Source organism: Acinetobacter sp. 197, from assembly GCF_048148385.1.
In the GTDB taxonomy this organism is placed as follows: Bacteria; Pseudomonadota; Gammaproteobacteria; order Pseudomonadales; family Moraxellaceae; genus Acinetobacter; species Acinetobacter pecorum.
Genome location: NZ_JAYWZK010000009.1, coordinates 130,623 through 154,725, shown reverse-complemented (window position 1 = coordinate 154,725; position 24,103 = coordinate 130,623). Strand labels below are relative to the sequence as shown.

The following is a 24,103-nucleotide window of genomic DNA, read 5'->3' as shown; positions in this document are numbered from 1 at the left end:
CTCATATTCCTGAATCACGCGCCATAAAAAAGGCAGCTTAGGCTGCCTTTCATTTTAAACACATGACTTATGCAGTTTTTTCTATACGGCAATAGAAGAAGCCGTCGCCTTGATCTGCTTTCGGCAACAACTGACGACCATGAATCTGTTCGATACCCCAATCGGCTTCGATCTTGATTTCTTTGGCATCGGCATGGGTATTAAAAAACTCGACCATCTGCTGTTCGTTTTCGGCTTTCAGAATTGAACAGGTGATGTACAGCAAAGTACCACCGACTTTCAGTTGCTGCCACATATTTTCCAGAATCTGCTTTTGCAGCTCAACCGTTTTCGGAATATCGGTAGACTGACGCAGTAAACGGATATCCGGATGACGACGGATCACACCAATTGCAGAACACGGTGCATCGAGAACGATACAGTCGACAGGCTCCGGAGCTGTCCAGGTGATCGCATCAGCCGCAATAATTTCAACGTCGGCATATTCAGTTAACAATAGACGTTCCAGATTTTCTGCCACACGGACTAAACGTTTGGCGTCCTGATCAATGGCATACAGTTTTTTCGGGCTATATTTTTCCAATATATGCGCGGTTTTACCACCCGGAGCGGCACAGGCATCGACCACGACTTTGCCTTCAAGGTCAGGAAGCAAGGTTGCGCAAAGCTGGGCATGTTCATCCTGAACCGAGAAACCGCCGGCTTCATAGCCTGGCAGGTTCGGAATATGCACATTCTGTTCCAGAACGATGCCAACTTCAGAAAGAGTGCAGGCACGTGCCTCATAGCCTTCTTCTTCCAGAATTTCCAGATATTCATCACGGCTGACCTGATTGACATTGACACGCAAAGTGAGCGGTGCAATCTGTTTCAAGTCATGTGACAGCTCGGCAAGCTGTTCCGGCCAGTCTTTCTTTAAACGCTTGTAGAGCCAGCTTGGCAGGCCATGCGCCTGATTTAAAGCCAGGTCAAATTCTTCTGTTTCACGTGAAACACGACGCAGTACCGCATTGACCAGACCGCTTAAAGGTTCAAAGCCCAGTTGTTTGGCAGCAGTTACGGTTTCTGAAATCGCAGCATGTGCCGGAATACGGGTACATAGAATCTGGTACAAACCCAAATATAAGCAGCTCTCTAGAGCCTGGTTATCGAGAGGTTTGGTTAACAGCGGCAGGGTGATGGCTTTAAGGCCATGCCACTGACGTAAACAGCCTAGAGTTAACTCGTGATAAAGACCACGGTCACGCTCAGACACGATGTTGATATGTTGATTAAGTACAGAAGCAAGTGATTGACCATTTTGTACAGCCAATAGCGTTTTTACAACTTGCGCGCGCAAATTCAAGTTTTTAGCTGATGATTGAATTTGGCTCATGCGAATTTATATCCTACCGATAGTTTTTGAGTTTGATTAATTTGAACAGCATTCAGGGCTTTGCCGCCTGGCCATTGCAGATTGGTGATGCAAATGGCATGTTGATCGCCACACATCACATGTACGCCGTCTTTATCCAGGGCAATCACTTCACCAGGCAGGGCATTGCTTGCATTTTGCGTGGAAAGTGATGAATTCCAGATGCGTAAATTGTTGCCGTCATCCAGTGGGGTGAATGCCACCGGCCAGGGATTAAAAGCACGAATATTACGGTCAATGGCTGCTGCAGGCTGGGTCCAGTCAATTTGTGCTTCGGCTTTTGACAGTTTATGCGCGTAAACCGTCAGGCTTTCATCCTGGACTTCGCGAGTCTCAAGATAGTGCTGTAAGGTCTGTTCCGATTCAAGCACGGCCACAATCGCCTCAGCACCTTGCAGCGCCAGTTTGTCATGTAGGCTGGCAGAAGTATCCTCGGCAGTAATCGGACATCGTGTTTTATACATCATATCCCCGGTATCCAGACCGGCCGCCATTTTCATAATGGTCACACCCGTTTCGGTATCGCCGCTAGCAATCGCGCGCTGAATCGGGGCTGCACCGCGCCAGCGTGGCAACAGTGAACCGTGTATATTCAGGCAACCATATTTTGGCGTATCCAGAACCACTTGTGGCAGGATCAGGCCATAAGCCGCCACCACCATCACATCTGCATTTAAAGCTTTGAGTTCCGCCTGTACCGCCAGACCTTCTTCAGTCGATGACTTGAAATGTAAAGGCTGATAGACCGGAATATGGTGTTCAAGCGCCAACTGCTTCACTGCAGAGGCCGTAAGTTTTTGTCCACGTCCAGCCTTGCGGTCAGGTTGGGTATAAACCGCCACAATTTCATGATTGGTTTTGAGCAGCGCAGCCAATGCAGTCGCTGCAAATTCTGGTGTGCCTGCAAATATGATCTTCACACATGAAATTCCAAATAAACTTAAAGCGTATTATAAGCCAAAAGCCAAATTTCAGCCTAATCCTTACCAAAACTTATCGAATAGGGTCTGTGAGTGCTTGAATTTCAGTGGAATTTTTATATAAAAAAAACTCATGCAAATTGTAAAAATTATTCATGAAAGTTTTGTATTGTCACAAGGGTGATGGCGGTATAGTAGATTTCATCCAGAAATTTTTATCGTCAGATCGCCAAACCCTCTCTATAGACATTTTTGCCTGCATCTACATCCAAAAGGCCATCTGGTAAAACAAGGGCTTGTAGTATGATAGGTTTAAAATTCAACTGATTTAAGCTCCTTGTCAGTATGATTTAGCCAGAGTGGATCTGCCCGATTCATTGCAAGCTCAAACTTTGTTGGAAGTATAAAATGCCTGACTATCGTTCAAAAACATCGACACACGGAAGAAATATGGCTGGCGCACGCGGTTTATGGCGTGCCACCGGTATGAAGGATGAAGATTTCGGTAAACCGATTATTGCGGTAGTGAACTCCTTTACCCAGTTTGTACCGGGTCATGTACATCTCAAAGACCTGGGTCAGCTGGTGGCACGTCAAATTGAAGCATCAGGCGGTGTAGCAAAAGAATTCAATACCATTGCGGTGGATGACGGAATCGCGATGGGACATGACGGCATGCTGTATTCATTACCTTCACGGGATCTGATTGCAGACTCGGTTGAGTACATGGTCAATGCACATTGTGCCGATGCCATGGTGTGTATTTCGAACTGTGACAAGATCACCCCGGGAATGTTGATGGCCGCGATGCGCCTGAACATTCCAGTGGTATTTGTCTCTGGCGGTCCGATGGAAGCGGGTAAAGTCAAAATCCGTGGTAATGATAAAGCGATTGACCTGATTGATGCGATGATTGTAGCCGCAGACGACAGCTATACCGATGAAGAAGTCGCAGAGTATGAACGTTCTGCATGCCCAACTTGCGGTTCATGTTCAGGCATGTTTACTGCCAATTCCATGAACTGCCTGACTGAAGCCTTGGGTCTATCACTTCCAGGTAATGGTTCAACTCTGGCGACGCATGCCAACCGTAAAAAACTGTTCGAACGTGCGGGTCAACTGATTGTTGAAATTACCAAACGTCATTATGAACAGGACGATTACAGCGTACTGCCACGTTCAATTGCCACCAAAGCCTCCTATGAAAATGCCATGACCCTGGATATTGCCATGGGTGGTTCAACCAATACCGTATTGCACCTGCTGGCTGCAGCGAATGAAGCTGGTGTGGACTTCACTATGGATGATATCGATCGTCTATCCCGTAAAGTACCTGTACTGTGTAAAGTGGCACCGGCGAAGCAGGACGTGCATATGGAAGACGTACACCGTGCTGGCGGGATCATGTCAATTCTGGGTGAGTTGGACCGTGCAGGTCTGCTGGATACGTCTGTACCCACCGTTCATGAAGCAACGTTGAAAGATGCCTTGGATAAATGGGACATCATTCGTACTGATGATGAAGGAGTGTATCAATTCTTCAAATCAGCTCCAGGTGGTGTACCAACACAAACTGCATTCTCACAAGACCGTTATTATTCACGTCTAGATGGTGACCGTGAAAATGGGGTGATCCGTAATGCAGAACATGCCTTCTCTCAGGACGGTGGTCTGGCTGTACTTTACGGTAACATCGCGCTCGATGGCTGTATTGTAAAAACTGCGGGTGTAGATGATTCGATCCTGAAATTCAACGGTACTGCACGTGTTTTTGAAAGTCAGGATGCTGCGGTAGACGCGATTCTGGGTGGCAAGATTACTGCAGGTGATGTGGTGGTGATTCGCTATGAAGGTCCACGCGGTGGGCCGGGCATGCAGGAAATGCTGTATCCAACCAGCTACCTGAAATCGAAAGGTTTAGGTAAGGAATGCGCACTGTTAACTGATGGCCGTTTCTCTGGCGGCTCATCAGGTCTGTCGATTGGACATGTATCGCCAGAAGCAGCTGAAGGCGGTGCGATTGGTCTGGTTGAAGATGGTGACCGTATTGAAATCGATATTCCAAACCGTACCATTCACCTGGCTATTGATGACGCTGTCATGGCAGAGCGCCGTGCAGCACAGGACGCTAAGGGCTGGCACCCGGTAGAAGAGCGCCCACGCAAAATTTCGAAAGCCCTGAAAGCATATGCGATGCATACCACCAGTGCGGCAAAAGGCGCAGTACGTGAAATCTAAGCTGTAAATTTTTATAGCGTCAAAAAAGCACTCCAGACGGGGTGCTTTTTTTATACAAGAAACTATGTTTAGACTTGCCAAATTTTGCCCAGTGGAGTGCGACAGGAAGTCACACGTTTGCCCGTATGGCAGCGAAACAGCCACATCCATGCCGCCTGGTCATGTGATTCAAATTTTTAAGGATTCATCAAAATGTTTTTCTGTAGGCGAATTTCTTTTACATACTGAATGCTTTCTATACAATGACCTTAAAATAAATTGTCCAAGACCGACGCTTAAAATTGGTCATCGCCCAGGAAGAAAATAATGAGTAAAGATAATATCCGCGAGCATTCAGCCCCCGTTTATGAAGGCATTGAAAATGCACCGGCGCGATCCATGATGCGTGCTACCGGTTTTAAAGATGCTGATTTTGATCGGCCATTCATTGGGATTGCCTCAACCTGGGCCAATGTCACACCATGTAATATGCATATTGATGGTTTGGCCAGAACTGTCGAGCAGGGCGTGAGTGCTGCGGGCGGCAAGGGTATTATCTTCAATACCATTACCATTTCTGACGGGATTTCCAACGGTACGGAAGGGATGAAATATTCATTGGTATCGCGTGAAATTATTGCCGATTCGATTGAAACTGTGGTTGGCTGTCAGGCCTATGATGGGGTTATTGCGATTGGCGGCTGTGATAAAAACATGCCGGGCTGCATTATGGGACTGGCTCGTCTAAACCGCCCCGGTCTGTTTATTTATGGCGGTACCATCAAACCCGGTGAAGGTCATACTGACATGATTTCGGTATTTGAAGCGGTAGGTCAGTATGCCAAAGGTGAAATTAACGCGATTCAGGTCAAGCATATTGAAGAAGTATCCTTGCCGGGTCCGGGCTCCTGTGGCGGCATGTATACGGCCAACTCGATGGCCTCTGCAATTGAAGCACTTGGCATGAGCCTGCCGGGTTCCTCCGCGCAGGAAGCAGTTTCGGAAGACAAGCAAATCGACTGTGCCCGTGCCGGTGAAGCAGTCATGAATCTGTTGCGCCTGGATATCAAGCCACGTGACATCATGACCAAGGCTGCTTTCGAAAATTCAATCAAGGTCTTGATTGCACTGGGTGGTTCAACCAACGGGGTACTACATCTTTTGGCCATGGCGCATACCGCAGGGGTGGAACTAAGCCTGGATGATTTCGTGCGGATTGGCAAAGATATTCCGGTGGTGGCCGATGTGCGCCCATCAGGTAAATATTTAATGTCAGAACTGATCGCGATAGGCGGGATTCAACCACTGATGAAGCGCATGCTGGATGCCGGCATGCTGGATGGGTCCTGTTTAACGGTCACCGGTAAGACGCTGGCAGAAAACCTAGCCGATGTAAAAGATTATCCGGAAGGTCAGCAGATCATTTTACCTTTTGACAAGCCGGTAAAAAAAGACTCACATCTGGTGATTCTCAAAGGTAACCTGTCACCAAAAGGCGCCGTGGCGAAAATTACCGGTAAGGAAGGCTTGCACTTCAAAGGGCCGGCACGTGTCTTTGAAGGTGAGCAGGGTGCGATGCGTGGCATTCTGGATGGCGAAGTCCAGCCGGGTGAAGTAGTGGTGATTCGTGGCGTCGGCCCTAAAGGTGGGCCAGGTATGCCAGAAATGCTGAAACCGACTTCTGCGATTATTGGTAAAGGCCTGGGTGATTCAGTGGCATTAATTACCGACGGACGTTTCTCTGGCGGCAGTCACGGTTTTGTGATTGGTCATGTGACGCCAGAAGCCTATGAAGGTGGCCCGATTGGGCTGGTGCAAAATGGCGATGAAATTTCGATTAATGCCGAAACCCGGGAAATGACCTGGCATGTGGATGAACAGGAGATTGCAGCACGTCAAGCGACCTGGACCAAACCTCAGCCAAACTATACGCATGGTGCGCTGGCCAAATTCGCCAAACTGACCTCAGGTGCAGAAACCGGAGCAGTCACTGACCTGAATCTTGATCTCTAATCTATTGTTAAACATTGAACATTTGCTTATGACTTGATATAAGTTTTTACACCATGCAGAGCTTTGGTTCTGCAATTTTAAAAATAGATTATTCTGTGCAGCTGCTACTGTATGGCGCTGTGCACAGTCATTCTTGTCGAGGCCGATCTCATGTCCCTGTTACGCCGTTGGTTTGATCCAATCCGATCGAGTTGGTTTTACCAAAAACCGACCCGTCAAACGGTGTTGTCTATTGAAGATGGGCTGAGTATCCATTTAAGACTGGACGATGTGTACAGTTATCTGGCGGTACAGCAGTTGCCCCAGCTCGAAGAAATTTTAAGTCCGGCATTAAAACCGCTAAAAGTGATCATTTCCAGTGAGCATGCCGAACCGCCGAACCAGATGTCTTTTGATGAATGGCAGCACTACACGATTAATGATGCCAAGATCTTGTCGAAACAGCATCGCTTCAGTTTTCACGACACACCGGAATTACCGAGTGCTGAGGCCTTAAAACAGGCCGAACTGATTTTGCGCTATACACCGCTGCGGGGACAAGATTTTCTGTACTTGCTGGAAGATGTATTCCATATGCTCTGGCAGAAGCAGACCGGAAAGTTGCGCACCCTGTATGTCATGGCCAGTCGCCATCATCAGCCACAGGATTTTCCCGAACGTATTTTTGACCAGACGCCCATACTGGCCAGCTATTTTAATTTAGGCGGACGCCAGTATCAGGCAGTCGATGACCTGTTGCGTCTCACCCGGCGTCTGGAGCAGCAAAAACTGCTGACCGGTAATCCGATTTTTATGATCGATCACATTGAATGGCGTGAGCATCTGATCAGTGATGCCGAAGAGCTGAACGAGATCCAGTCGATGGATCCGGAACTGGACTTGTATATCGCGCTGGAAGATCCGATTTCCTGGCTATTGCTTGCCTACATCAAGGAAGAGCTGGCGGATTTTTATAATATCCAGCTGAATGTCTATCCCTTGTCCTATCGTGGCCGGGACAAGTTTGACTGGAGTCTGGCTACTCGTTTATCCAAACGGACTGATGTTAAATTCACCCCGTTCTGCCGGCCGACCGAGCAGGCAATCGTACCTATGGCCCAGTTATTTTATAGCTGTCCTGAAGAACAGCGGATCGAGGCTATGTATGAGATTTTGCAAGCCGTGTGGACCCAAGGGGCAGACCTGTCTTATGCGCCACATTTCAGGCGTTTGCAACAGCAGTTAAATATTGTGGAGCTGACCCAGGATGATATTCTGGCCAAGTTGCAGGATAACGACATGCTGTGTGAAATGAAGTCGCAACCAAACTTTCCAGTGCTGGAATTACGCATAGATGATCAAAGTTATACATTTAATAGCTTATATCGGGTCTGGATGATTGAAAGTATTTTCAGTAATGTGTTAGAAGAAAAGTATAAGAGTAATAATCAAACTGAAAGTGAACTGAAAAAACATGGAAAAGATCAAAGCTGAATCATTACAACATGCACGTCACCAGATCGATGCCATTGATACAGCTTTAGTTGAGCTGATCGCTGCGCGTCAATTTTATGTTGATCAAACGACCCGTTTCAAGAAAACCGAGACCGATTTGCAGTCACCCGAACGTATGGAGCAGATTGTAGAAAATGTGAGAGCTCTGGCGCAAAAGCAGGGCGTTGATCAGGAATTTATAGAACATCTGTACCGTGAAATGTTCCATTACTTTATTCAACGTGAACTGAAAGAGTTTCGTCCTTAAGTGATGTTCAGATTCAATTTCTGCTGATGAATATGATGGTTTCTGGCATATCAAACTCGAGCCTCAAGATTTGCTTGAGGCTGTCTTCTTAAAAACCTGATTTTTCTCTATCAGCAATATCTATACCATGGTTCTAAATAAATTTAGGGCTATCGGATGATTGCTTTCGTTATTGCTGTTTTTGCTCTGGCTGGCCTGATTAAAGGCACGATTGGTTTAGGCCTGCCTGCAGTATCTATGGGTTTGCTGACCATATTTATGAGTCCTTTTCAGGCCGCGACCTTACTGATCGTACCTTCACTGCTAACCAATTTCTGGCAGTTATTTGCCGAAGGTCATGTCCTGCAATTAATCCGCCGTTTCTGGCTACTGCTGACCGGTATCATCATAGGTTCAGTATGGAGTATTTTTCCGACTTTAGGTCATGCTGAATTTCATAGTGAAGCCCTCTTGGGAGGAATGCTGGCCCTGTATGGTCTCTACGGTCTATACGCCAGAACAATGCCAGATTTGAGCCGGCATGAAACATGGCTCTCTCCGATGATGGGTTATCTGGGCGGAGCCTTGACCGTGGCGACCGGTGTCATCGTAATTCCGGTCGTGCCTTATTTACAGACTTTACATTTAAAACGTGACGATCTGGTTCAGGCTTTAGGCTTGGTATTTACCACCTCGACTGTATGTCTGGCCATCTTTCTGCATCAAAATCCTGTTGAAGATATCCCGACTGATTATACGATGTCAGCGATTGCACTCATTCCTGCGCTGATCGGGATGTGGTTCGGCAAGAAAATCCGCTATCGTATTCCTGAACAGAAATTCCGGACGGTATTTTTTATTGGCCTGATGGTCCTGGGCAGTTATATGATGCTGCATCAATTCGGCTGGATTTAATCCAGAATCTTTTGTAGATCTGCAGAAACTAAAAACTGGCTGAAGTGCCGATAAGTCGTATTGAGTTCATCAAAATTTTTTGCGGCCAATAACAGTTTGCGGTTAGCCCAGTCCCCATCCAGCTTGATCTGCCTAAATGCATATAGTTTTGCCAGACGTTGCGCGGCGCGTTTTGGCATGATGGCAATGCCTACACCATTGGCCACGACTTGGGCAACCGCTGCAAAATTCGGTAAACGCAGGCGGTATTGAATCTCACAGTTCAGCAAACGGGCCTGGGTTTCAATCGACTGCTGTAATGAGTGATATTGCATCAAACCGACAAAGGGATAATTTAAACAGTCTGCTAATTTTAATGCCTGAATATGACTTAAATCATGCTGTTCCGGACAGATCAGGACCAAAGGATCATCTGCAAATTCCAGTGTCTGTAATTCAAATGCAGGGAAAAAGCTCGAGATTAGTCCGAGTTTGGCAGTACCGTTGTTTAAAGCTGTAATGATGTCATTGCTTTCTGCTTCTTTTAAATCAATCTGGATATGGGAATTTTTAACCAGATATTGTGGCAGCAGTAAGGGCAGGTATTCGCTCTGTGCTGAGGAATTACACCATAAACTGATGTTGGCGTTCAGTTCCTCGCCAAAGCTGGCCATGGCCTGAGACAGTTGGTGTCCCTGTTGCAAGAGCACTTGAGCATGGTCAGCAAAGACCTGTCCTGCACAAGTCAGTTTCACCCCGCCTGAATGACGGGTAAACAGACTGACCTGATAGTGTTGTTCCAGCTTTTTAATCCGCTCACTGACCGCTTGCAGGGAAATGGCAGAGCGTTCAGCACCTTTGGTCAGACTACCTGTTTCGACAATATTGAGAAAAAGATCTAAATCAAAAAAATCCAGACGCATCGGCAGGATGCTCACACAAAAGATCAGCCTTATCTTAAACAATTCTTGTGCTATAAAAAAAGCAGCCATGTGGCTGCTTGAAAAATTAAGTCTGAGAATTATTTTTTATCGGCCAGACCAAAGAACCAGTTCAATAGAAGGGCAGCAAAAGTTGCGGTACCAATCCCACCCAGATTGAAGCTGCCAAAGGTCAGGGCAAAATCACCTGTACCCAGAATAATGGTCACCGCGGCTACCATCAGGTTCTTGTTCTGCGAGAAATCAACCTTGTTTTCAATCCAGATTTTGGCACCGGCAATGGTAATCAGACCAAACACCACAATCGAAGCACCCGTCAGAATCGCTGTTGGAATCGTGTGAATAATTGCACCAAACTTTGGCGATAACCCCAGAAACACGGCAAAGACACCCGCGACGGCAAAGATGATGGTCGAGTAGACCCGGGTGACGGCCATTACACCGATGTTTTCACCATAGGTGGTCATACCCGGCGCACCCACACTACCGGCCAGCGTCGTGGCAACGCCATCTGCAACAAAGGCTTTACCAATATACGGATCCAGATTTTCACCGGTCATTGCACTTACAGCTTTAATATGTCCCAGATTTTCAGCCACCAGAATCAGTGCAATCGGTGCAATAATCAGCATGGCGTTTAATTCAAAGGTCGGTGCGTGGAAAGTCGGTAAACCGAACCATGCAGCTTGTTGAACGGGAAGGAAGTTGATCGGAGTGCCATAGCCCATGACATTGCTGAGTACAAAGTAGATCAGATAGGCCAGGAGCAGGCCAATCAGCAGGAGCAGACGCTGTAACAAGCCACGGGTAAATACGGCAATTGAACCCATGCACAGGACGGTGACCAGGGACATCCACATATTAAAGGTATTGCCCATCACGCTCTTCACCGTGACGGGAGCAAGATTCAGGCCAATGATCATCACCACGGCACCGGTCACCACCGGGGGCATCAGCTTTTCAATCCAGCGGGTGCCCGTCGCCATGACCAGAAAGCCCATCAGCGCATAGAAGATACCACAGGCAATGATACCGCCGGCTGCAGCACCAATATTCGGATTGAGTCCGCCACCACCTGCATAACCGGTTGCTGCGATCACTACCCCAATAAAAGCAAAGCTTGAACCTAGATAACTTGGAACCCGGCCACCTGTTATCAGAAAGAACAGAATGGTACAGATCCCTGACATTAAAATTGCCAGATTTGGGTCAAAGCCCATCAAAAATGGTGCCAGTACCGTTGCACCAAACATGGCAAAAGCATGTTGTACCCCTAGGATCAGGGTCTGGGCAGGCGGTAAATACTCTGCGGTACCTACTGGTCGTGCATCGATACTACCCTCGTAAGGGCGCCATTTGGGAAACCAATTGGACATAAAATGAGCACTCGAAAGATAAATTGTGCACATCATACTCTTGTTTTTTTCAAGATTTAATTACCAGAACAAAAATTTTGTTCAAATTAATTCTATGACTTTATTTAATATTTTACCGTGCGGTAAAAGTTTTTAAAATTAAAACTAAAGTTAAATCAGTAGATTAATTCCCGAACAATTCATATTCAACTTCTATAACTAATTTTAATTTGATATATAAATAAAGCTTTTTGTAGCTATTGACTGGTCAATAAAAAAGCACATCGTATAGATGTGCTTTAAATTGAAGTCAGAAAATCAACCGGTATTGCGTAAACCAGCCGCAATTCCGGCAATACTGACCATCAGCGCATGATCCACCGGGGTGTTTTCGGCCTGTTGCTGTTCAAGATATAAACGGCGACGTTTCATCAGTTCGGCTTGCAGCAAGTGCAAGGGTAACAGATACGGTTTACGCACTTTCATGGACTGATCCAGTACGCCGTTGCTGCTCAGAAGTTTCGATTCACCTTTCAAGCTTAACAGGGTTTGTACGGCATCCTGCAAACGCTGGCGTAACGCTGTTCCCAGAATTTTCAGATCTTCATCCTGGGTCAGATGCGATTCATAATACAGCGCTACATGGGCATCGGCTTTAGACAGTACCATTTCCAGCATATCAATCAGGGTCTGGAAATATGGCCACTCGGCCAGCATTTCATCGAGTACAGTACGCTGTCCCTGATCCAGGACCTCATTCAGTGCGGCACCGGTCCCGAGCCAGGCAGGTAACATCAGGCGAATCTGGGTCCAGGCAAATACCCAAGGGATGGCACGCAAGGATTCAATTCCGCCGCTGACTTTACGTTTGGCGGGGCGTGAACCCAGGGGCAGCATCTGTAGTTCAAGCTCAGGGGTAACGGTACGCAGATATTTTACAAAATGCGGATTTTCCCGTACCGTCTGGCGATAGACCTGAACAGACAGTTCGGTCATTTGATGCATCAGGTCGCGCCATTCCTGTTTTGGCTCAGGTGGCGGGAGCAGGGTCGCTTCCAGGGTTGCAGCGGTATAAATTTCCAGATTTTGCAGCGCGATTTCTTCCAGCCCGAATTTAAAGCGGATCATTTCACCCTGTTCAGTCACCCGGATCGCACCGGAAATAGAACCTGGTGGCTGAGAGAACAAGGCTTGCTGGGTGGGCGCACCACCACGGCTGATTGAACCGCCACGACCATGAAACAGGGTCAATTGCACGTCATGTTGCTGGGCAACTGCGGTCAGTTCTTCCTGGGCACGATACTGCGCCCAGTTGGCTGACATAAAACCGGCATCCTTGGCAGAATCCGAATAGCCAATCATGACTTCATGTTTGCCCTGAATATGCTGTTTGTACCAGTGCATATTGAACAGGGTCGACATGGTTGCGGCTGCACCATCCAGATCTTTCAAGGTTTCAAACAGAGGAACCACCCGTAAGGCCTGCTCGATGCCGGCTTCTTTTTGTAACAGCAGTACCGCCAAGACATCACTTGGATATTCTGCCATGGAAATAATATAGGCACCCAGAGACTCGCTCGGCTGTTCTGCCAGTGTGCGCATGGTGGCAAAGACTTCCTGTACATCCGGATGTTCAATCAGGCTGCCGGCCGGTTCATTCAGATGTTTAGGCAGTAATGGACGCTTGCTTTGCAATTCCTGCAGTAAAAAGTTTTGACGGGCCTGTTCGGTCCAGGTTTCAAAATTCCCCAGTCCCAAATATTCAGTAATGGCTGAAATCGCCTGACGGTGACGCCCAGATTCCTGACGGATATCCAGTTTCAGTAGTTCGATCCCAAAACTGTTGACCCGGTAAATAAAGTCCAGCAGGCTGCCATTGGCAATTTCAGCCAGATTGCAGTCCATCAGCGAGCGGTAACAGGTCAGGAGCGGTTGTAAAAGTTCGTCTTTACTTTTAATCACCAGACTGTCATCGGCATCATTGCCTTTTAATTTTTCTGCCAGCCAGTGCCGCGTCGCTTTCAGGCGGGTACGGGTGTCACGTAAATATTCACGATAGGGTTCTGGATGGGGCTGGCCCAAGGCTTCGGAAATTTCCGGACTGCATTGCTGAATGGACAGTTCCCAGCGCAGGTTTTCAATATCGCGTACATAAAGATCGGCTGCTTTCCAGCGCGACAGCCACAGTACTTCCTGAGTGACGGTGTGGGTGACATTCGGATTGCCATCGCGGTCACCACCCATCCAGGAGGCAAAACGTACTGGTGCGACATCTAAGGGCAGGTTCTGGCCACATTGCGCCTGAACCATGCCATTTAGTTCGCGGATAAATTTCGGGACCGCATTCCACAGGGTCTGCTCAATAGTGGTAAAGCCCCATTTGGCTTCGTCAATCGGAGTCGGGCGATGCTGACGGATTTCATCGGTTTGCCAGGCGGAGCTGATCAGCTGTTTCAGGTCGGCCAGAACTGCCTGACGTTCACGTGGAGTCAGTTTCTGCTGGTCGAATTTGGACAGGGCATTATTGATGCCATCATATTTTTGAATCAGGGTACGGCGGCTGACTTCTGTGGGATGCGCGGTCAGGACCAGTTCAATTTTCAGTTCGCAGATTTGCTGATACAGCGTATCGGCAGAAATCTCCTGCTGTTTAAATTTTTCAAATAAAGGCACCAGAGGATTGGGCGATTCTGCAGTGTCATCAAACTCGCTCTGACGGCGACGACGTACCACATGATATTGTTCGGCAATATTGGCAAAGTTTAAAAAGTGGGTAAAGGCGCGGGTCAGCGGCAGGATTTCTGCATCTTCCAGACTCAAAAACAGCTGTTCCAGTTGTTTTTCTGCTTCGACCTGTCCATCGCGAGCGCCTTTGGACAGGGCACGGATCTGCTCGATCTGATTAAACAAATCCTGCCCGGCATGTAATTTTAAGGTTTCCCCAAGCAAATTACCCAGTAAGCGTACGTCTTCGCGTAGTGGTGCATCAATCTGTTGAATCATTTTTTATTCCCTCACATGCATGCTTTGACTATACCGCGACTGCATGACAATCCAAGTCCCTTAGAGACAAAAGTTGCAGAGCATTGGCTGCTTTTTTAGCAACTTTTAGGCCACATACGGTTATCGGTGATCAGTCCGAAGGAAAGGAGTTAATCCGGCAGGGCATATTTCAGCATAAACAGTTCAATCGCCTCGCTAATAATCTGTTGCTGTTCTGTGCTTGAAGGGGGAGGGCTGAGACCCAGCAGGATTTTCTGATGACGGGTTCCGGTCAGCAGGGACACGATCAGCTCGGTCTGTTTTTCTGGAAGATCGACCTGAATAAAGCGGTATTGCTGGGCCAGGTTAAAAAAATCATTCCAGACTGCATCCAGTTTGCTATGCGAGGCCTGATAAAACTGTTCTGCCAGAGGACTTTGCTGCGAGGCCAGTTCCATCAGCAACAGGTCCAGCTTGATCGCTTCAGGCAAATGAATAATATTTAAAGCGCGCTGACAGGCCTGATAAAACTCCTGTGTAAAGTCACTGCCTGGCTGCAAGAGCTGAGGATGTTCGTGCAGAATGGCTTCACAGGTATCCTCAATCGCACAGCTAAACAGGGTCGCCTTGTCCTGAAAATGATTATACACCGTCAGCTTGGTCACACCTGCCTCACGTGCAATCTGGTTCATGCTAGAGGCATGATAACCATGCGCTAAAAACAGCGCTTTGGCCACACTCAGGATGCGCTGACGCTTTTCCAGATCCTTGGGTCGTCCTACAGGTATTTGCACAATTTCTTCCAAAAAAAGTCAATACGGTCATTGCTTTGAAGCTTGAGTTATAATTAGTGTACCGGGTGGTATATTAATTAAAAAACAAGCAATTCAATATATCAGCATAGTTTGCCCTAAAAAAGACGATCAGATAAGAGCGAATAAGATGAGCAGGATTTACAGCGTATTGGCTGGCATGGTGGTGCTTTGCAGCGTGACCTTAACCGGGTGCAGCAAAGATACTGCTGCAGCAGAACAGGAAGTTCCCTTTGTCATGGTGGCCACACCCACCACTTCACAGCATGAATTAAAAAGTTATGCCGGTGATGTGCAGGCGCGCCAGCAAACGGCGCTGGCATTTCGGGTGGCTGGACAGGTGACCCAGCGCTTCGCCGATGTGGGTGACCAGGTCAAAGTCGGGCAAGTCCTGGCAACTCTGGATGTCAAAGATGCCCAGCTGCAGCTGAATGCAGCACGTGCCCAACTGGAAAGCGCGCAGTCTGCCACTAAGATTGCTCAGGATGAATTACAACGTTTCAAGCAGTTATTGCCATCCAATGCCGTGAGTCGCTCACAATATGACGCGATCGAAAACCAGTACAAGACCGCCCTGTCAAATCTGAAGCAGGCACAATCCAATTATGATACCGCTAAAAACCAGACTGCTTATAACCAGCTGATTGCCACCAGAAACGGCGTGATCACTGCACGCAATATTGAAACAGGACAGGTGGTCGCTGCCGGGCAGGCGGCGTATGAACTGGCGATTGCCGGTGAGCGTGAAGTGGTGATTGGGGTGCCGGAACAGGCTATTTCGGAGATCAAGGTTGGACAGGCAGCTACAGTGACATTATGGTCCAAACCTGAAGAAAAATTTGCCGCTTTTGTCCGCGAGATTTCACCGGCAGCGGACCAGTCGCGTACCTTCAGGGTTAAAGTTTCCTTACGTGAAGGCAATGGCCAGATCCAGCTGGGACAAAGTGCCCGGGTATTTTTTCAGCACAGCCGCGATAATATGCTCAGTGTGCCGCTATCCAGTGTCTCGGCAACGGATCAGCAGGCTTATGTCATGGTGGTCCAGCCGGATCATACCTTACGTAAAGTCCCGGTCCAGCTCGGTGCCTATGGCCGGGACAGTGTTCCTGTACTCAGTGGCCTCAAGCCGGAAGACTATGTGGTGATTGGCGGCGTACATCTGCTGCGTAACCAGCAAAAAATCAATCCGATTGATCGTGAAAACCGTCGTGTGACCATTCAGGCAGGGAGTTAAGCATGAACTTTAACCTGTCGGAATGGGCCTTAAAAAATAAAGGTCTGGTGCTGTATTTTATGATCCTGCTGGGTCTGATCGGCATCGTCTCTTATTCCAAACTGTCACAAAGTGAAGATCCACCGTTTACCTTTAAAGTTATGGTGATCCAGACCTACTGGCCGGGTGCCACTGCCAAAGAAGTATCCCTGCAGGTCACTGACCGGATTGAAAAGGAACTGATGACCACGGGTCAGTATGACCGTATCATGGCCTATTCGCGTCCGGGTGAATCCATGGTGACTTTTGTTGCCAAGGATTCCCTGGCTTCGAAAGATGTCGCGGATGTCTGGTATAACGTGCGCAAGAAGGTGGGCGATATCCGGCATGAATTGCCACAAGGGGTACAAGGTCCATTCTTTAATGATGAATTCGGCGATACCTTTGGCAATATTTATGTGCTCAAGGGTAAAGATTTTGACTATGCGACCCTCAAGGAATACGCCGACCGCTTACAGCTGCAACTGCAACGGGTCAAAGATGTTGCCAAAGTTGAGCTGATTGGCCTGCAAGACCAGAAAATCTGGATTGAAATTTCCAATACCAAGGCCATCCAGCTGGGCGTTCCAGTCATGGCGATTCAGCAAGCCCTGCAGCAGCAAAATGCCACCACCCAGTCTGGTTTTTTTGAAACCGGTTCAGACCGGATACAGGTGCGGGTCAGTGGTGCATTAAACAGTGTTGAAGAATTAAGACAGATGCCGCTGCTGGTCAATGGCAAAACCATTCAGCTGGGGGATGTCGCGGAAGTCTATCGAGGCTTTAGTGATCCGGCACAACCGCGGATGCGCTTTATGGGCGAAAACGGCATTGGTATTGCTGTATCGATGCGTAAGGGCGGGGATATTCTGGCACTGGGTAAACATCTGGAACAGGAGTTTGCACGTCTGCAAAAAACCTTGCCACTCGGCATGGAGCTACAAAAAGTCTCTGATCAGCCGGTGGCGGTCAAACGCAGTATTAACGAATTTATGAAAGTGCTGGCAGAAGCGGTGATTATCGTATTGCTGGTCAGTTTTTTCTCGCTCGGTTTCCGGACCGGTCTGGTGGTGGCTTTCTCGATTCCGCTGGTGCTGGCCATGACCTTTGCCGGTATGCAGCTGTTTGATGTCGGACTGCATAAAATTTCCTTAGGGGCGCTGATTCTGGCCCTCGGTCTGCTAGTCGATGATGCCATTATCGCGATTGAAATGATGGCGATTAAAATGGAGCAGGGTTATAGCCGTTTACAGGCGGCCGGGCATGCCTGGCGCACCACCGCTTTTCCGATGCTGACCGGGACCCTGATTACCGCTGCCGGTTTTCTGCCGATCGCCACTGCAGCCTCGAGTACCGGGGAATATACCCGTTCGATTTTCCAGGTAGTGACCATCGCATTGCTGGTATCCTGGCTGGCCGCGGTACTGTTTGTGCCATATTTAGGCGATAAACTTCTACCGGATTTCAACAAAGATTTAATTCAAAAAGCACCGTGGTATCAGCGGCTCTGGGCACGTCTGCGCAAACAGCCGGAACCGGCGCCGATTGTGCATCATGCCGGTGAACATTATGACCCTTATGAAACCCGGTTTTATCAGGGTTTTCGCCGTTGGGTCGATGCCTGTGTGACCTATCGTAAAACTGTCATTGCTGCCACCGTCGGAATTTTTATCCTGTCTATTTTAATGTTTAAGCTGGTGCAGCAGCAGTTTTTCCCGCCTTCGAACCGGGCGGAAATTCTGATAGATCTGAAACTTGAAGAAGGTGCATCACTGAAGGCCACTGAAGCTGCAGTAAAAAAAGTCGAAGCCTTTTTATCGAAACAAGAGGGCATTGATAACTATGTGGCTTATGTCGGGATTGGGTCTCCACGTTTCTATTTACCGCTCGATCAGCAGTTGCCGCAAAGCAGCTTTGCCCAGTTTGTGGTATTGGCTTCATCGCTGGAAGACCGTAATGAAATCCGCAAATCCTTAAGTGACCAGATTCGCAGGTTATTGCCGGAAGTGCGTACCCGGGTGTCCTTGCTGGAAAATGGTCCACCTGTGGGCTATCCACTGCAGTTCCGGGTATCGGGGGAAGACTTGGGGCTGGTGCGTGAATGGGCGCAGAAAGTCGCTGCCACCGTGAGTGAGAATCCGAATACCACCAATGTGCATCTGGACTGGGGAGAGCCGAGCAAAGTCATCAAATTGCAGATTGATCAGGATCGTGCCCGTCAGCTTGGGGTGAACAGCAGTGAACTGGCCAATGTACTCAACAGCTCGATTTTGGGGGCCGGCATTGACCAGTACCGTGAAAAACGTGAACTGATTGAAATCCGTTTGCGTGGTGCTCAGGCTGAACGGGTGGAGGTAGCATCTTTAGCCAGTCTGGCTGTTCCGACCGCAACCGGTAGATCGGTACCTTTGGCGCAGCTTGCCAAAATTGAATACGGCTTTGAAGAAGGCCTGATCTGGCATCGTAACCGCTTGCCGACCATTACCGTGCGTGCCGATATTCGTAGCAAGTTGCAGCCCGCTACTGTGGTCAATGAACTCAAAGAGCCACTGGAAAAAATCCGGTCAGAGCTGCCGAATGGCTATCTGCTGCAAGTGGGCGGTACAGTTGAAGAATCGGCTCGTGGACAGAACTCGGTGAATGCTGGTATGCCCTTGTTCCTCGCAGTCGTCATGACTTTATTGATGATTCAGCTCAAGAGCTTCTCACGGGCTTTTATTGTGTTCCTGACTGCACCTTTGGGCATTATCGGAGTGGTGTTATTCCTGTTAATTTTCAATAAACCTTTTGGTTTTGTGGCGATGCTCGGGACGATTGCTTTATCCGGAATGATCATGCGCAACTCACTCATTCTGATTGACCAGATTGAGCAGGATATTCAGGCCGGAGAGTCGCAGTGGGATGCCATCATCAATGCCACGGTACGCCGTTGTCGTCCGATCGTATTGACCGCACTGGCTGCGGTGCTGGCCATGATTCCCTTGTCCCGCAGTATTTTCTTCGGGCCGATGGCAGTGGCGATTATGGGCGGTTTGATTGTAGCCACACTATTAACCCTGTTTTTCCTGCCTGCCTTATATGCACAGTGGTTTAAAGTGAAAAAAAGTTTAAATTCTGTTTAAATTTGTCATAATTTCAGGTGCGAAATTTTGAAATTTTCAATATAGTAGCACCTGAGATTTTTATAATTTAAAAAAATAAGTATTTGCTGCATTGGCCGAACTGCCAATATGGTAACGAGGTTGATCCAAACATGACTCAAGTTCCATTAACCAAAATGCGACGCTCCGTAGCGATGGCTTATGTCTTCATGTTTTTGGCCTTATTTACGCTGGTTAGTGGATTATTCGCCTACTGGTTTGCCCGTAAAGTCACCCAGGTCGATTATGCAGAAGTCTGGTTACAGGCACAGGCACTATGGATCATGCGTAATATCGTGATTTATACCATTTTGGCGATCTTTGCTGCACTGTGGTTTATTCCACTGTTTTTCTTTGCCTGGGATAGTCAGCTCTGGGTCAAAGCCTGTGTAGTGACCGGGGTGATTTTCAGCTTCATTGCTTTTATTTTTCTAATCAATGCCTGGTTTAAAGGTATCTACAAGTTTTCGCAAAACAAAGCAGTCTTCTAAAAACATATAATTTTTTTAAAATTTCCCCTTGTAAAACTAGGTTTAACCCCCAATTTTAAACCTCAATTGAATATTAAACAAAATTCCGTGAGGAGCATCGCCAGACATGGCTAAACGTGATTATTATGAGGTTTTGGGTGTCGCTAAAACCGCTAGTGATGATGAAATCAAAAAAGCCTACCGTAAGTTGGCGATGAAATATCACCCAGACCGTAACCCGGAAAATCCTGAAGCAGAAGAGAAATTCAAAGAAGCTTCAGAAGCTTATGAAGTCCTGTCTGATAGTGAAAAACGTAGCATGTACGACCGTATGGGCCATCAGGCCTTTGAAGGTGGTATGGGCGGTGGTGGCTTCGGCGGCGGTTTTAGCGCAGAAGACATTTTCAGTCAGTTTGGTGATATTTTCGGTGGTGCTTTTGGGGGTGGTGGTCGTAGCCAGCAACGTGCCCGCCGTGGTTCAGACTTACGCTATGTGATGGAATTGACCCTGGAAGAAGCAGTTAAGGGTGTCAAGAAAACCATTACCTTTACTGCACCGGCACCGTGTGATGCCTGTGATGGTAAGGGATCAAAAAATCCAAACGATGTAGAAACCTGTCCGACCTGTCATGGTGCAGGTCAGGTGCGTATGCAGCAAGGTTTCTTCTCGGTACAGCAGACCTGTAGCACCTGTCGTGGTCAAGGTAAAATCATCAAGAACCCATGTAATAAATGTCATGGTTCTGGTGTAGTCGACCGACAGCAAACTCTGGAAGTGACTATTCCTGCCGGGGTAGATAATGGCGACCGTGTACGCTTGACTGGTAAAGGTGAAGCGATCCGTGACGGCCAGCCTGGTGACTTGTACGTAGAAGTGGTGGTGCGTGAGCACGAAATCTTCCAGCGTGATGGGGCCGATCTGTATATGGATGTTCCGGTATCGATCGTGGATGCTGCCTTAGGCAAGGAAATTCAGATTCCGACCCTCGACGGTCGTGTCAGCCTGAAAATTCCTGAAGGAACGCAAACTGGTAAACTGTTCCGTTTACGCGGTAAGGGTGTTAAGCCGGTACGCAGCAGCATGCAAGGCGATTTGTTGTGCAGGATTGTGGTTGAAACACCAGTCAATTTAAGTTCACGTCAGCGCGAACTGTTAAAAGAACTGCAGGAAACTATGGATGGTGACGACAGCAAGTCATCACCAAAGAAAAAATCATTCTTTGACCGTTTATTCGATTAATTGAATGAAACTAGAAAAAGGGCGCTTTGGCGTCCTTTTTTATGGCTTATAGCAAATTTTATTCTGCTGTAGGTTTCTCAATTAGAAGGACCAGCATATTCTCAAGTCTTATAAATCCCGGCAAACCCCATTTTTAGATATAGTTTCCTAAATATGAATAGGTTTTAAATCTTTTCTCTGCCCTGATTTTCTCAAAAAGATCCCGGTCGCCTTTAGTAAATTTAATGATTTTAGGCAAGAAAATGATTTCATTTTCTCTATTAAACAACAGGTTGATATATCGATCTGGATTAGACCAGCCATGTCTATCTTTAAAATAGAAAGCTGAATAATCAGCACAGAATGCCTGAATACTCATATATTGTTTATAATCTATAAAGACTTTCTGCTGACATAAATAAGCTAGAAAATAGAGGAATGATCCTTCTGAATAGGTGTTTTTAATTTTTTCAAAGTTAATATCTTGTTTTAATTTTTCTAAAAGTGCCTCGGGTGAAGAATATAAGGCTTCTAGCAAAACTTCTAACCACTTTCCAATGATAAAACTACCTTTTGGAGAACCTAAGAACCAGGATTCGACACACGGCAGATCATGAATAAAATGACATTTTCTATAAAAGCCAATAAGTTCATAATGAGTTTGATTATATTGATTTAAGCCAGTAATGTTATTGATCGATGTATTGGTCAGAGTGGAGGCATCAATCCAAAAACCGCCATAATTGTATAGTAGAATAAGCCTTAATAAATCACTCCGAAAAGTAGGATTCATATCATCCTTAAATAAATCATATTCTGTATAGTCTCTTATATTGTCTTTATTAATTAAGGTAATCTTATAACCCGGGTTTAAATTTTCAAGTTTTTTAACTATTTTGTTAATGAGCGGGGGAGGATTTGAATCCCAATATAACCATATATTTTTTTCAATAGATTTGGGTTGAGTGAGTTTATTGTATTCAAACAAATCTGAATAATGAAATTTTTCTGTTGTATCAACATAATCATTAAATTTTAAATAGAATTCTTCCCATCCTAAAGGTTTATCTGAGCCATTCACAATATTGAGATCTGATCTGCAGGATAAATATTTATTTTCTATTTTTATATTAAGGTGATATCCATGATGATGAACGATTAGATTTACTTCTTGTAAATTATCAGTTAAAGAAAATTTATTTTCTAGAAAGAATATATATTTCTTGGAATCATTTAGCTGAATAAAAATGTTTTTTCCATCAAACAGTACCTCATATATACCAATCGGGATACCATCCCTATAGCATTTTAATGAACTGGTCTCTAGGTCATAGCCCAATATACCACCATGGAAACCTACTAAATTTATATTATTCAAAATTAAACCCTGGATATCATTTATTTATATAAAATTATATTCAGCTTGCAAATATAATTAATGAGTCTTGTTGGATAGATAAATAAGTAATTTTATTGGAAATAGAAAAACTATATTATAAATTATTCCTCTTATAAAACCCCAAACGCAGATAAAAAATATGAGGAAAAAGCTTCATTATTACGTTCTAAGTAATCAATTTTTCTAAAATCAACTTACTATTTTATATACAATATATTAATTTTTATAAATATAATCAATATGATGGAGAACCATAATTTTTTATATTTTCCTCCTATTCGCTTGTTTTCAGTCCTTTGTCAGGGAGCTTCATGGTCAGCCACAATTGAAACAGGAACTGTAGCAAGTGTCTATAAGAACGGCTTTGTGACATGCCCACTGTCAGGGAGTTTCGTAAAAAAGTATTTTTATTGAATTTATGCAATGCATCTTAGTGTTATTCCAGAGTTTTGTTATAGTAAGAACAATTTTGGATCAACATCAGGACTATGTTATGTCAGCTACACCACGCATTGGGATTTTGGGTGCAGGCGGTCGTATGGGGCGTATCCTTATTCAGGCTGTGCATGAAGCAGGTTATCAATTGGCGGCTGCAGTAGAACGCCCTGAAAGTACCTTATTGGGTGCTGATGCGGGCGAACTTGCCGGAATTGGCGCAACAGGTGTGAAGGTCGTGGGTAGCCTTACAGATGTAGTCAAAGACTGTGATGTCGTGATCGATTTCACTGCACCCGCAGCCACCGTCAATCATCTTAAAATCTGCCGTGAAGCGGGTGTCGCCATCGTGATTGGTACGACGGGTATGAATGACGAGCAAAAAGCCTATCTGGAACAATCTGCGACGGAAACCCCTGTAGTCTATGCAGCGAATTATTCAGTGGGCGTAAACGTCTCGATCAAACTGCTTGAACTGGCCTCTAAGGTGTTTGGCGATACGGTTGATATCGAAGTGATTGAAGCACATCACCGTCATAAAGTAGATGCGCCATCGGGTACAGCTTTGATGTGGGGTGAGGCGATTGCGGAAACTTTGGGTCGTGACTTAAAAGAAGATGCAGTGTATTGCCGTGAAGGTCATACCGGTCCGCGTGAGCGTAAGAGCATTGGCTTCCAGACCATTCGTGGTGGCGATATTGTCGGTGAACATACCGCAATGTTTATTGCCGACGGGGAGCGTGTGGAAATTACCCATAAAGCCACCAATCGCATGAACTTTGCTTCTGGTGCGGTACGTGCTGCTGCCTGGGTAGTGGGCCGTGAAGCGCGTAAATATGATATGAAGGACGTGCTTGGTTTTAACGATATTCAGGTTTAAAACCGAGTTAAAATCATTTATAAAAAAATCTAAAACTAAA

At 46.5% G+C, this 24,103-nt stretch carries 17 protein-coding genes; 10 read left to right on the top strand and 7 right to left on the bottom strand.

Going from position 1 to position 24,103, the window contains the following annotated elements:
• Nucleotides 1-67: 67 nt before the first annotated feature.
• Together rsmB and fmt are read right to left on the bottom strand one after the other, a co-directional pair.
• Nucleotides 68-1,375, bottom strand: a complete 1,308-nt coding sequence (rsmB, locus tag VXQ11_RS10750) for a 16S rRNA (cytosine(967)-C(5))-methyltransferase RsmB (protein ID WP_064101651.1) — start codon at nucleotides 1,373-1,375, stop codon at nucleotides 68-70.
• Nucleotides 1,372-2,334 carry a methionyl-tRNA formyltransferase gene (fmt, locus tag VXQ11_RS10745; RefSeq protein ID WP_416706018.1) on the bottom strand — a complete coding sequence of 321 codons (963 nt, stop codon included), beginning with the start codon at nucleotides 2,332-2,334 and terminating at the stop codon, nucleotides 1,372-1,374. Before fmt ends, rsmB begins: the two co-directional genes overlap by 4 nt.
• Nucleotides 2,335-2,742: 408 nt before the next feature.
• Between fmt and ilvD (VXQ11_RS10740) the strand changes: the two genes are divergently transcribed.
• From ilvD (VXQ11_RS10740) to VXQ11_RS10720, 5 genes are all read left to right on the top strand, one after another.
• On the top strand, nucleotides 2,743-4,572 hold the full coding sequence (ilvD, locus tag VXQ11_RS10740; RefSeq protein ID WP_416706017.1) for a dihydroxy-acid dehydratase: 1,830 nt from the start codon (nucleotides 2,743-2,745) through the stop codon (nucleotides 4,570-4,572).
• Nucleotides 4,573-4,878: 306 nt separating this feature from the next.
• Entirely contained in the window at nucleotides 4,879-6,564 is a 1,686-nt protein-coding gene (gene ilvD, locus VXQ11_RS10735) for a dihydroxy-acid dehydratase (RefSeq protein ID WP_416706016.1), read from the top strand.
• 150 nt (nucleotides 6,565-6,714) lie between these two features.
• Nucleotides 6,715-8,037, top strand: coding sequence for a hypothetical protein (locus VXQ11_RS10730; protein ID WP_064101654.1), 1,323 nt, complete (start codon nucleotides 6,715-6,717; stop codon nucleotides 8,035-8,037).
• Nucleotides 8,018-8,305, top strand: a complete 288-nt coding sequence (locus tag VXQ11_RS10725) for a chorismate mutase (RefSeq protein WP_064096862.1) — start codon at nucleotides 8,018-8,020, stop codon at nucleotides 8,303-8,305. The genes VXQ11_RS10730 and VXQ11_RS10725 overlap by 20 nt, the downstream gene beginning before the upstream one ends.
• Nucleotides 8,306-8,461: 156 nt before the next feature.
• Nucleotides 8,462-9,199 (top strand): sulfite exporter TauE/SafE family protein, encoded by a 738-nt coding sequence (locus VXQ11_RS10720; RefSeq protein ID WP_416706015.1) that lies wholly within the window; start codon nucleotides 8,462-8,464, stop codon nucleotides 9,197-9,199.
• Here the strand turns inward: VXQ11_RS10720 and VXQ11_RS10715 are convergent.
• The 4 genes from VXQ11_RS10715 to VXQ11_RS10700 form a co-directional block, all read right to left on the bottom strand.
• A complete protein-coding gene (locus tag VXQ11_RS10715) occupies nucleotides 9,196-10,101 on the bottom strand; it encodes a LysR family transcriptional regulator (RefSeq protein ID WP_416706014.1) in 906 nt (301 codons plus the stop codon). The genes VXQ11_RS10720 and VXQ11_RS10715 overlap by 4 nt on opposite strands.
• Before the next feature lie 98 nt (nucleotides 10,102-10,199).
• Nucleotides 10,200-11,495, bottom strand: a complete 1,296-nt coding sequence (locus VXQ11_RS10710; protein ID WP_064096865.1) for a solute carrier family 23 protein — start codon at nucleotides 11,493-11,495, stop codon at nucleotides 10,200-10,202.
• A gap of 297 nt (nucleotides 11,496-11,792) precedes the next feature.
• Nucleotides 11,793-14,477 (bottom strand): phosphoenolpyruvate carboxylase, encoded by a 2,685-nt coding sequence (ppc, locus tag VXQ11_RS10705; RefSeq protein ID WP_416706013.1) that lies wholly within the window; start codon nucleotides 14,475-14,477, stop codon nucleotides 11,793-11,795.
• A gap of 149 nt (nucleotides 14,478-14,626) precedes the next feature.
• On the bottom strand, nucleotides 14,627-15,250 hold the full coding sequence (locus tag VXQ11_RS10700) for a TetR/AcrR family transcriptional regulator (RefSeq protein ID WP_416681029.1): 624 nt from the start codon (nucleotides 15,248-15,250) through the stop codon (nucleotides 14,627-14,629).
• A gap of 148 nt (nucleotides 15,251-15,398) precedes the next feature.
• On the opposite strand from VXQ11_RS10700, the gene VXQ11_RS10695 reads away from it, so the two are divergent.
• From VXQ11_RS10695 to dnaJ, 4 genes are all read left to right on the top strand, one after another.
• On the top strand, nucleotides 15,399-16,502 hold the full coding sequence (locus tag VXQ11_RS10695) for an efflux RND transporter periplasmic adaptor subunit (RefSeq protein ID WP_416706012.1): 1,104 nt from the start codon (nucleotides 15,399-15,401) through the stop codon (nucleotides 16,500-16,502).
• A 2-nt stretch (nucleotides 16,503-16,504) separates the two neighbouring features.
• A complete protein-coding gene (locus VXQ11_RS10690; protein WP_416706011.1) occupies nucleotides 16,505-19,642 on the top strand; it encodes an efflux RND transporter permease subunit in 3,138 nt (1,045 codons plus the stop codon).
• A gap of 131 nt (nucleotides 19,643-19,773) precedes the next feature.
• The gene (locus VXQ11_RS10685) at nucleotides 19,774-20,151 is read left to right on the top strand and encodes a sodium/proton-translocating pyrophosphatase (protein ID WP_144723900.1); all 378 of its coding nucleotides are present in this window, start codon (nucleotides 19,774-19,776) and stop codon (nucleotides 20,149-20,151) included.
• Nucleotides 20,152-20,257: 106 nt separating this feature from the next.
• Nucleotides 20,258-21,370, top strand: coding sequence for a molecular chaperone DnaJ (gene dnaJ / locus VXQ11_RS10680; protein WP_064096871.1), 1,113 nt, complete (start codon nucleotides 20,258-20,260; stop codon nucleotides 21,368-21,370).
• A gap of 133 nt (nucleotides 21,371-21,503) precedes the next feature.
• Here dnaJ and VXQ11_RS10675 read toward each other — a convergent pair whose 3' ends face one another.
• Nucleotides 21,504-22,727 (bottom strand): glycosyltransferase family 32 protein, encoded by a 1,224-nt coding sequence (locus VXQ11_RS10675; RefSeq protein ID WP_416706010.1) that lies wholly within the window; start codon nucleotides 22,725-22,727, stop codon nucleotides 21,504-21,506.
• A gap of 514 nt (nucleotides 22,728-23,241) precedes the next feature.
• On the opposite strand from VXQ11_RS10675, the gene dapB reads away from it, so the two are divergent.
• A complete protein-coding gene (gene dapB / locus VXQ11_RS10670; protein ID WP_191730832.1) occupies nucleotides 23,242-24,063 on the top strand; it encodes a 4-hydroxy-tetrahydrodipicolinate reductase in 822 nt (273 codons plus the stop codon).
• The last annotated feature ends 40 nt before the right edge of the window (nucleotides 24,064-24,103 follow it).

What these genes read in the sequence shown, in the direction of transcription:
- VXQ11_RS10715 (WP_416706014.1), bottom strand. Translation starts at nt 10,101, where the DNA reads ATGCGTCTGGATTTTTTTGATTTAGATCTTTTTCTCAATATTGTCGAA.
- ppc (WP_416706013.1), bottom strand. Translation starts at nt 14,477, where the DNA reads ATGATTCAACAGATTGATGCACCACTACGCGAAGACGTACGCTTACTG.
- VXQ11_RS10690 (WP_416706011.1), top strand. Translation starts at nt 16,505, where the DNA reads ATGAACTTTAACCTGTCGGAATGGGCCTTAAAAAATAAAGGTCTGGTG.
- VXQ11_RS10720 (WP_416706015.1), top strand. Translation starts at nt 8,462, where the DNA reads ATGATTGCTTTCGTTATTGCTGTTTTTGCTCTGGCTGGCCTGATTAAA.
- dnaJ (WP_064096871.1), top strand. Translation starts at nt 20,258, where the DNA reads ATGGCTAAACGTGATTATTATGAGGTTTTGGGTGTCGCTAAAACCGCT.
- rsmB (WP_064101651.1), bottom strand. Translation starts at nt 1,375, where the DNA reads ATGAGCCAAATTCAATCATCAGCTAAAAACTTGAATTTGCGCGCGCAA.
- ilvD (WP_416706016.1), top strand. Translation starts at nt 4,879, where the DNA reads ATGAGTAAAGATAATATCCGCGAGCATTCAGCCCCCGTTTATGAAGGC.
- ilvD (WP_416706017.1), top strand. Translation starts at nt 2,743, where the DNA reads ATGCCTGACTATCGTTCAAAAACATCGACACACGGAAGAAATATGGCT.
- VXQ11_RS10730 (WP_064101654.1), top strand. Translation starts at nt 6,715, where the DNA reads ATGTCCCTGTTACGCCGTTGGTTTGATCCAATCCGATCGAGTTGGTTT.
- VXQ11_RS10710 (WP_064096865.1), bottom strand. Translation starts at nt 11,495, where the DNA reads ATGTCCAATTGGTTTCCCAAATGGCGCCCTTACGAGGGTAGTATCGAT.
- dapB (WP_191730832.1), top strand. Translation starts at nt 23,242, where the DNA reads ATGTCAGCTACACCACGCATTGGGATTTTGGGTGCAGGCGGTCGTATG.
- VXQ11_RS10725 (WP_064096862.1), top strand. Translation starts at nt 8,018, where the DNA reads ATGGAAAAGATCAAAGCTGAATCATTACAACATGCACGTCACCAGATC.
- VXQ11_RS10685 (WP_144723900.1), top strand. Translation starts at nt 19,774, where the DNA reads ATGACTCAAGTTCCATTAACCAAAATGCGACGCTCCGTAGCGATGGCT.
- VXQ11_RS10695 (WP_416706012.1), top strand. Translation starts at nt 15,399, where the DNA reads ATGAGCAGGATTTACAGCGTATTGGCTGGCATGGTGGTGCTTTGCAGC.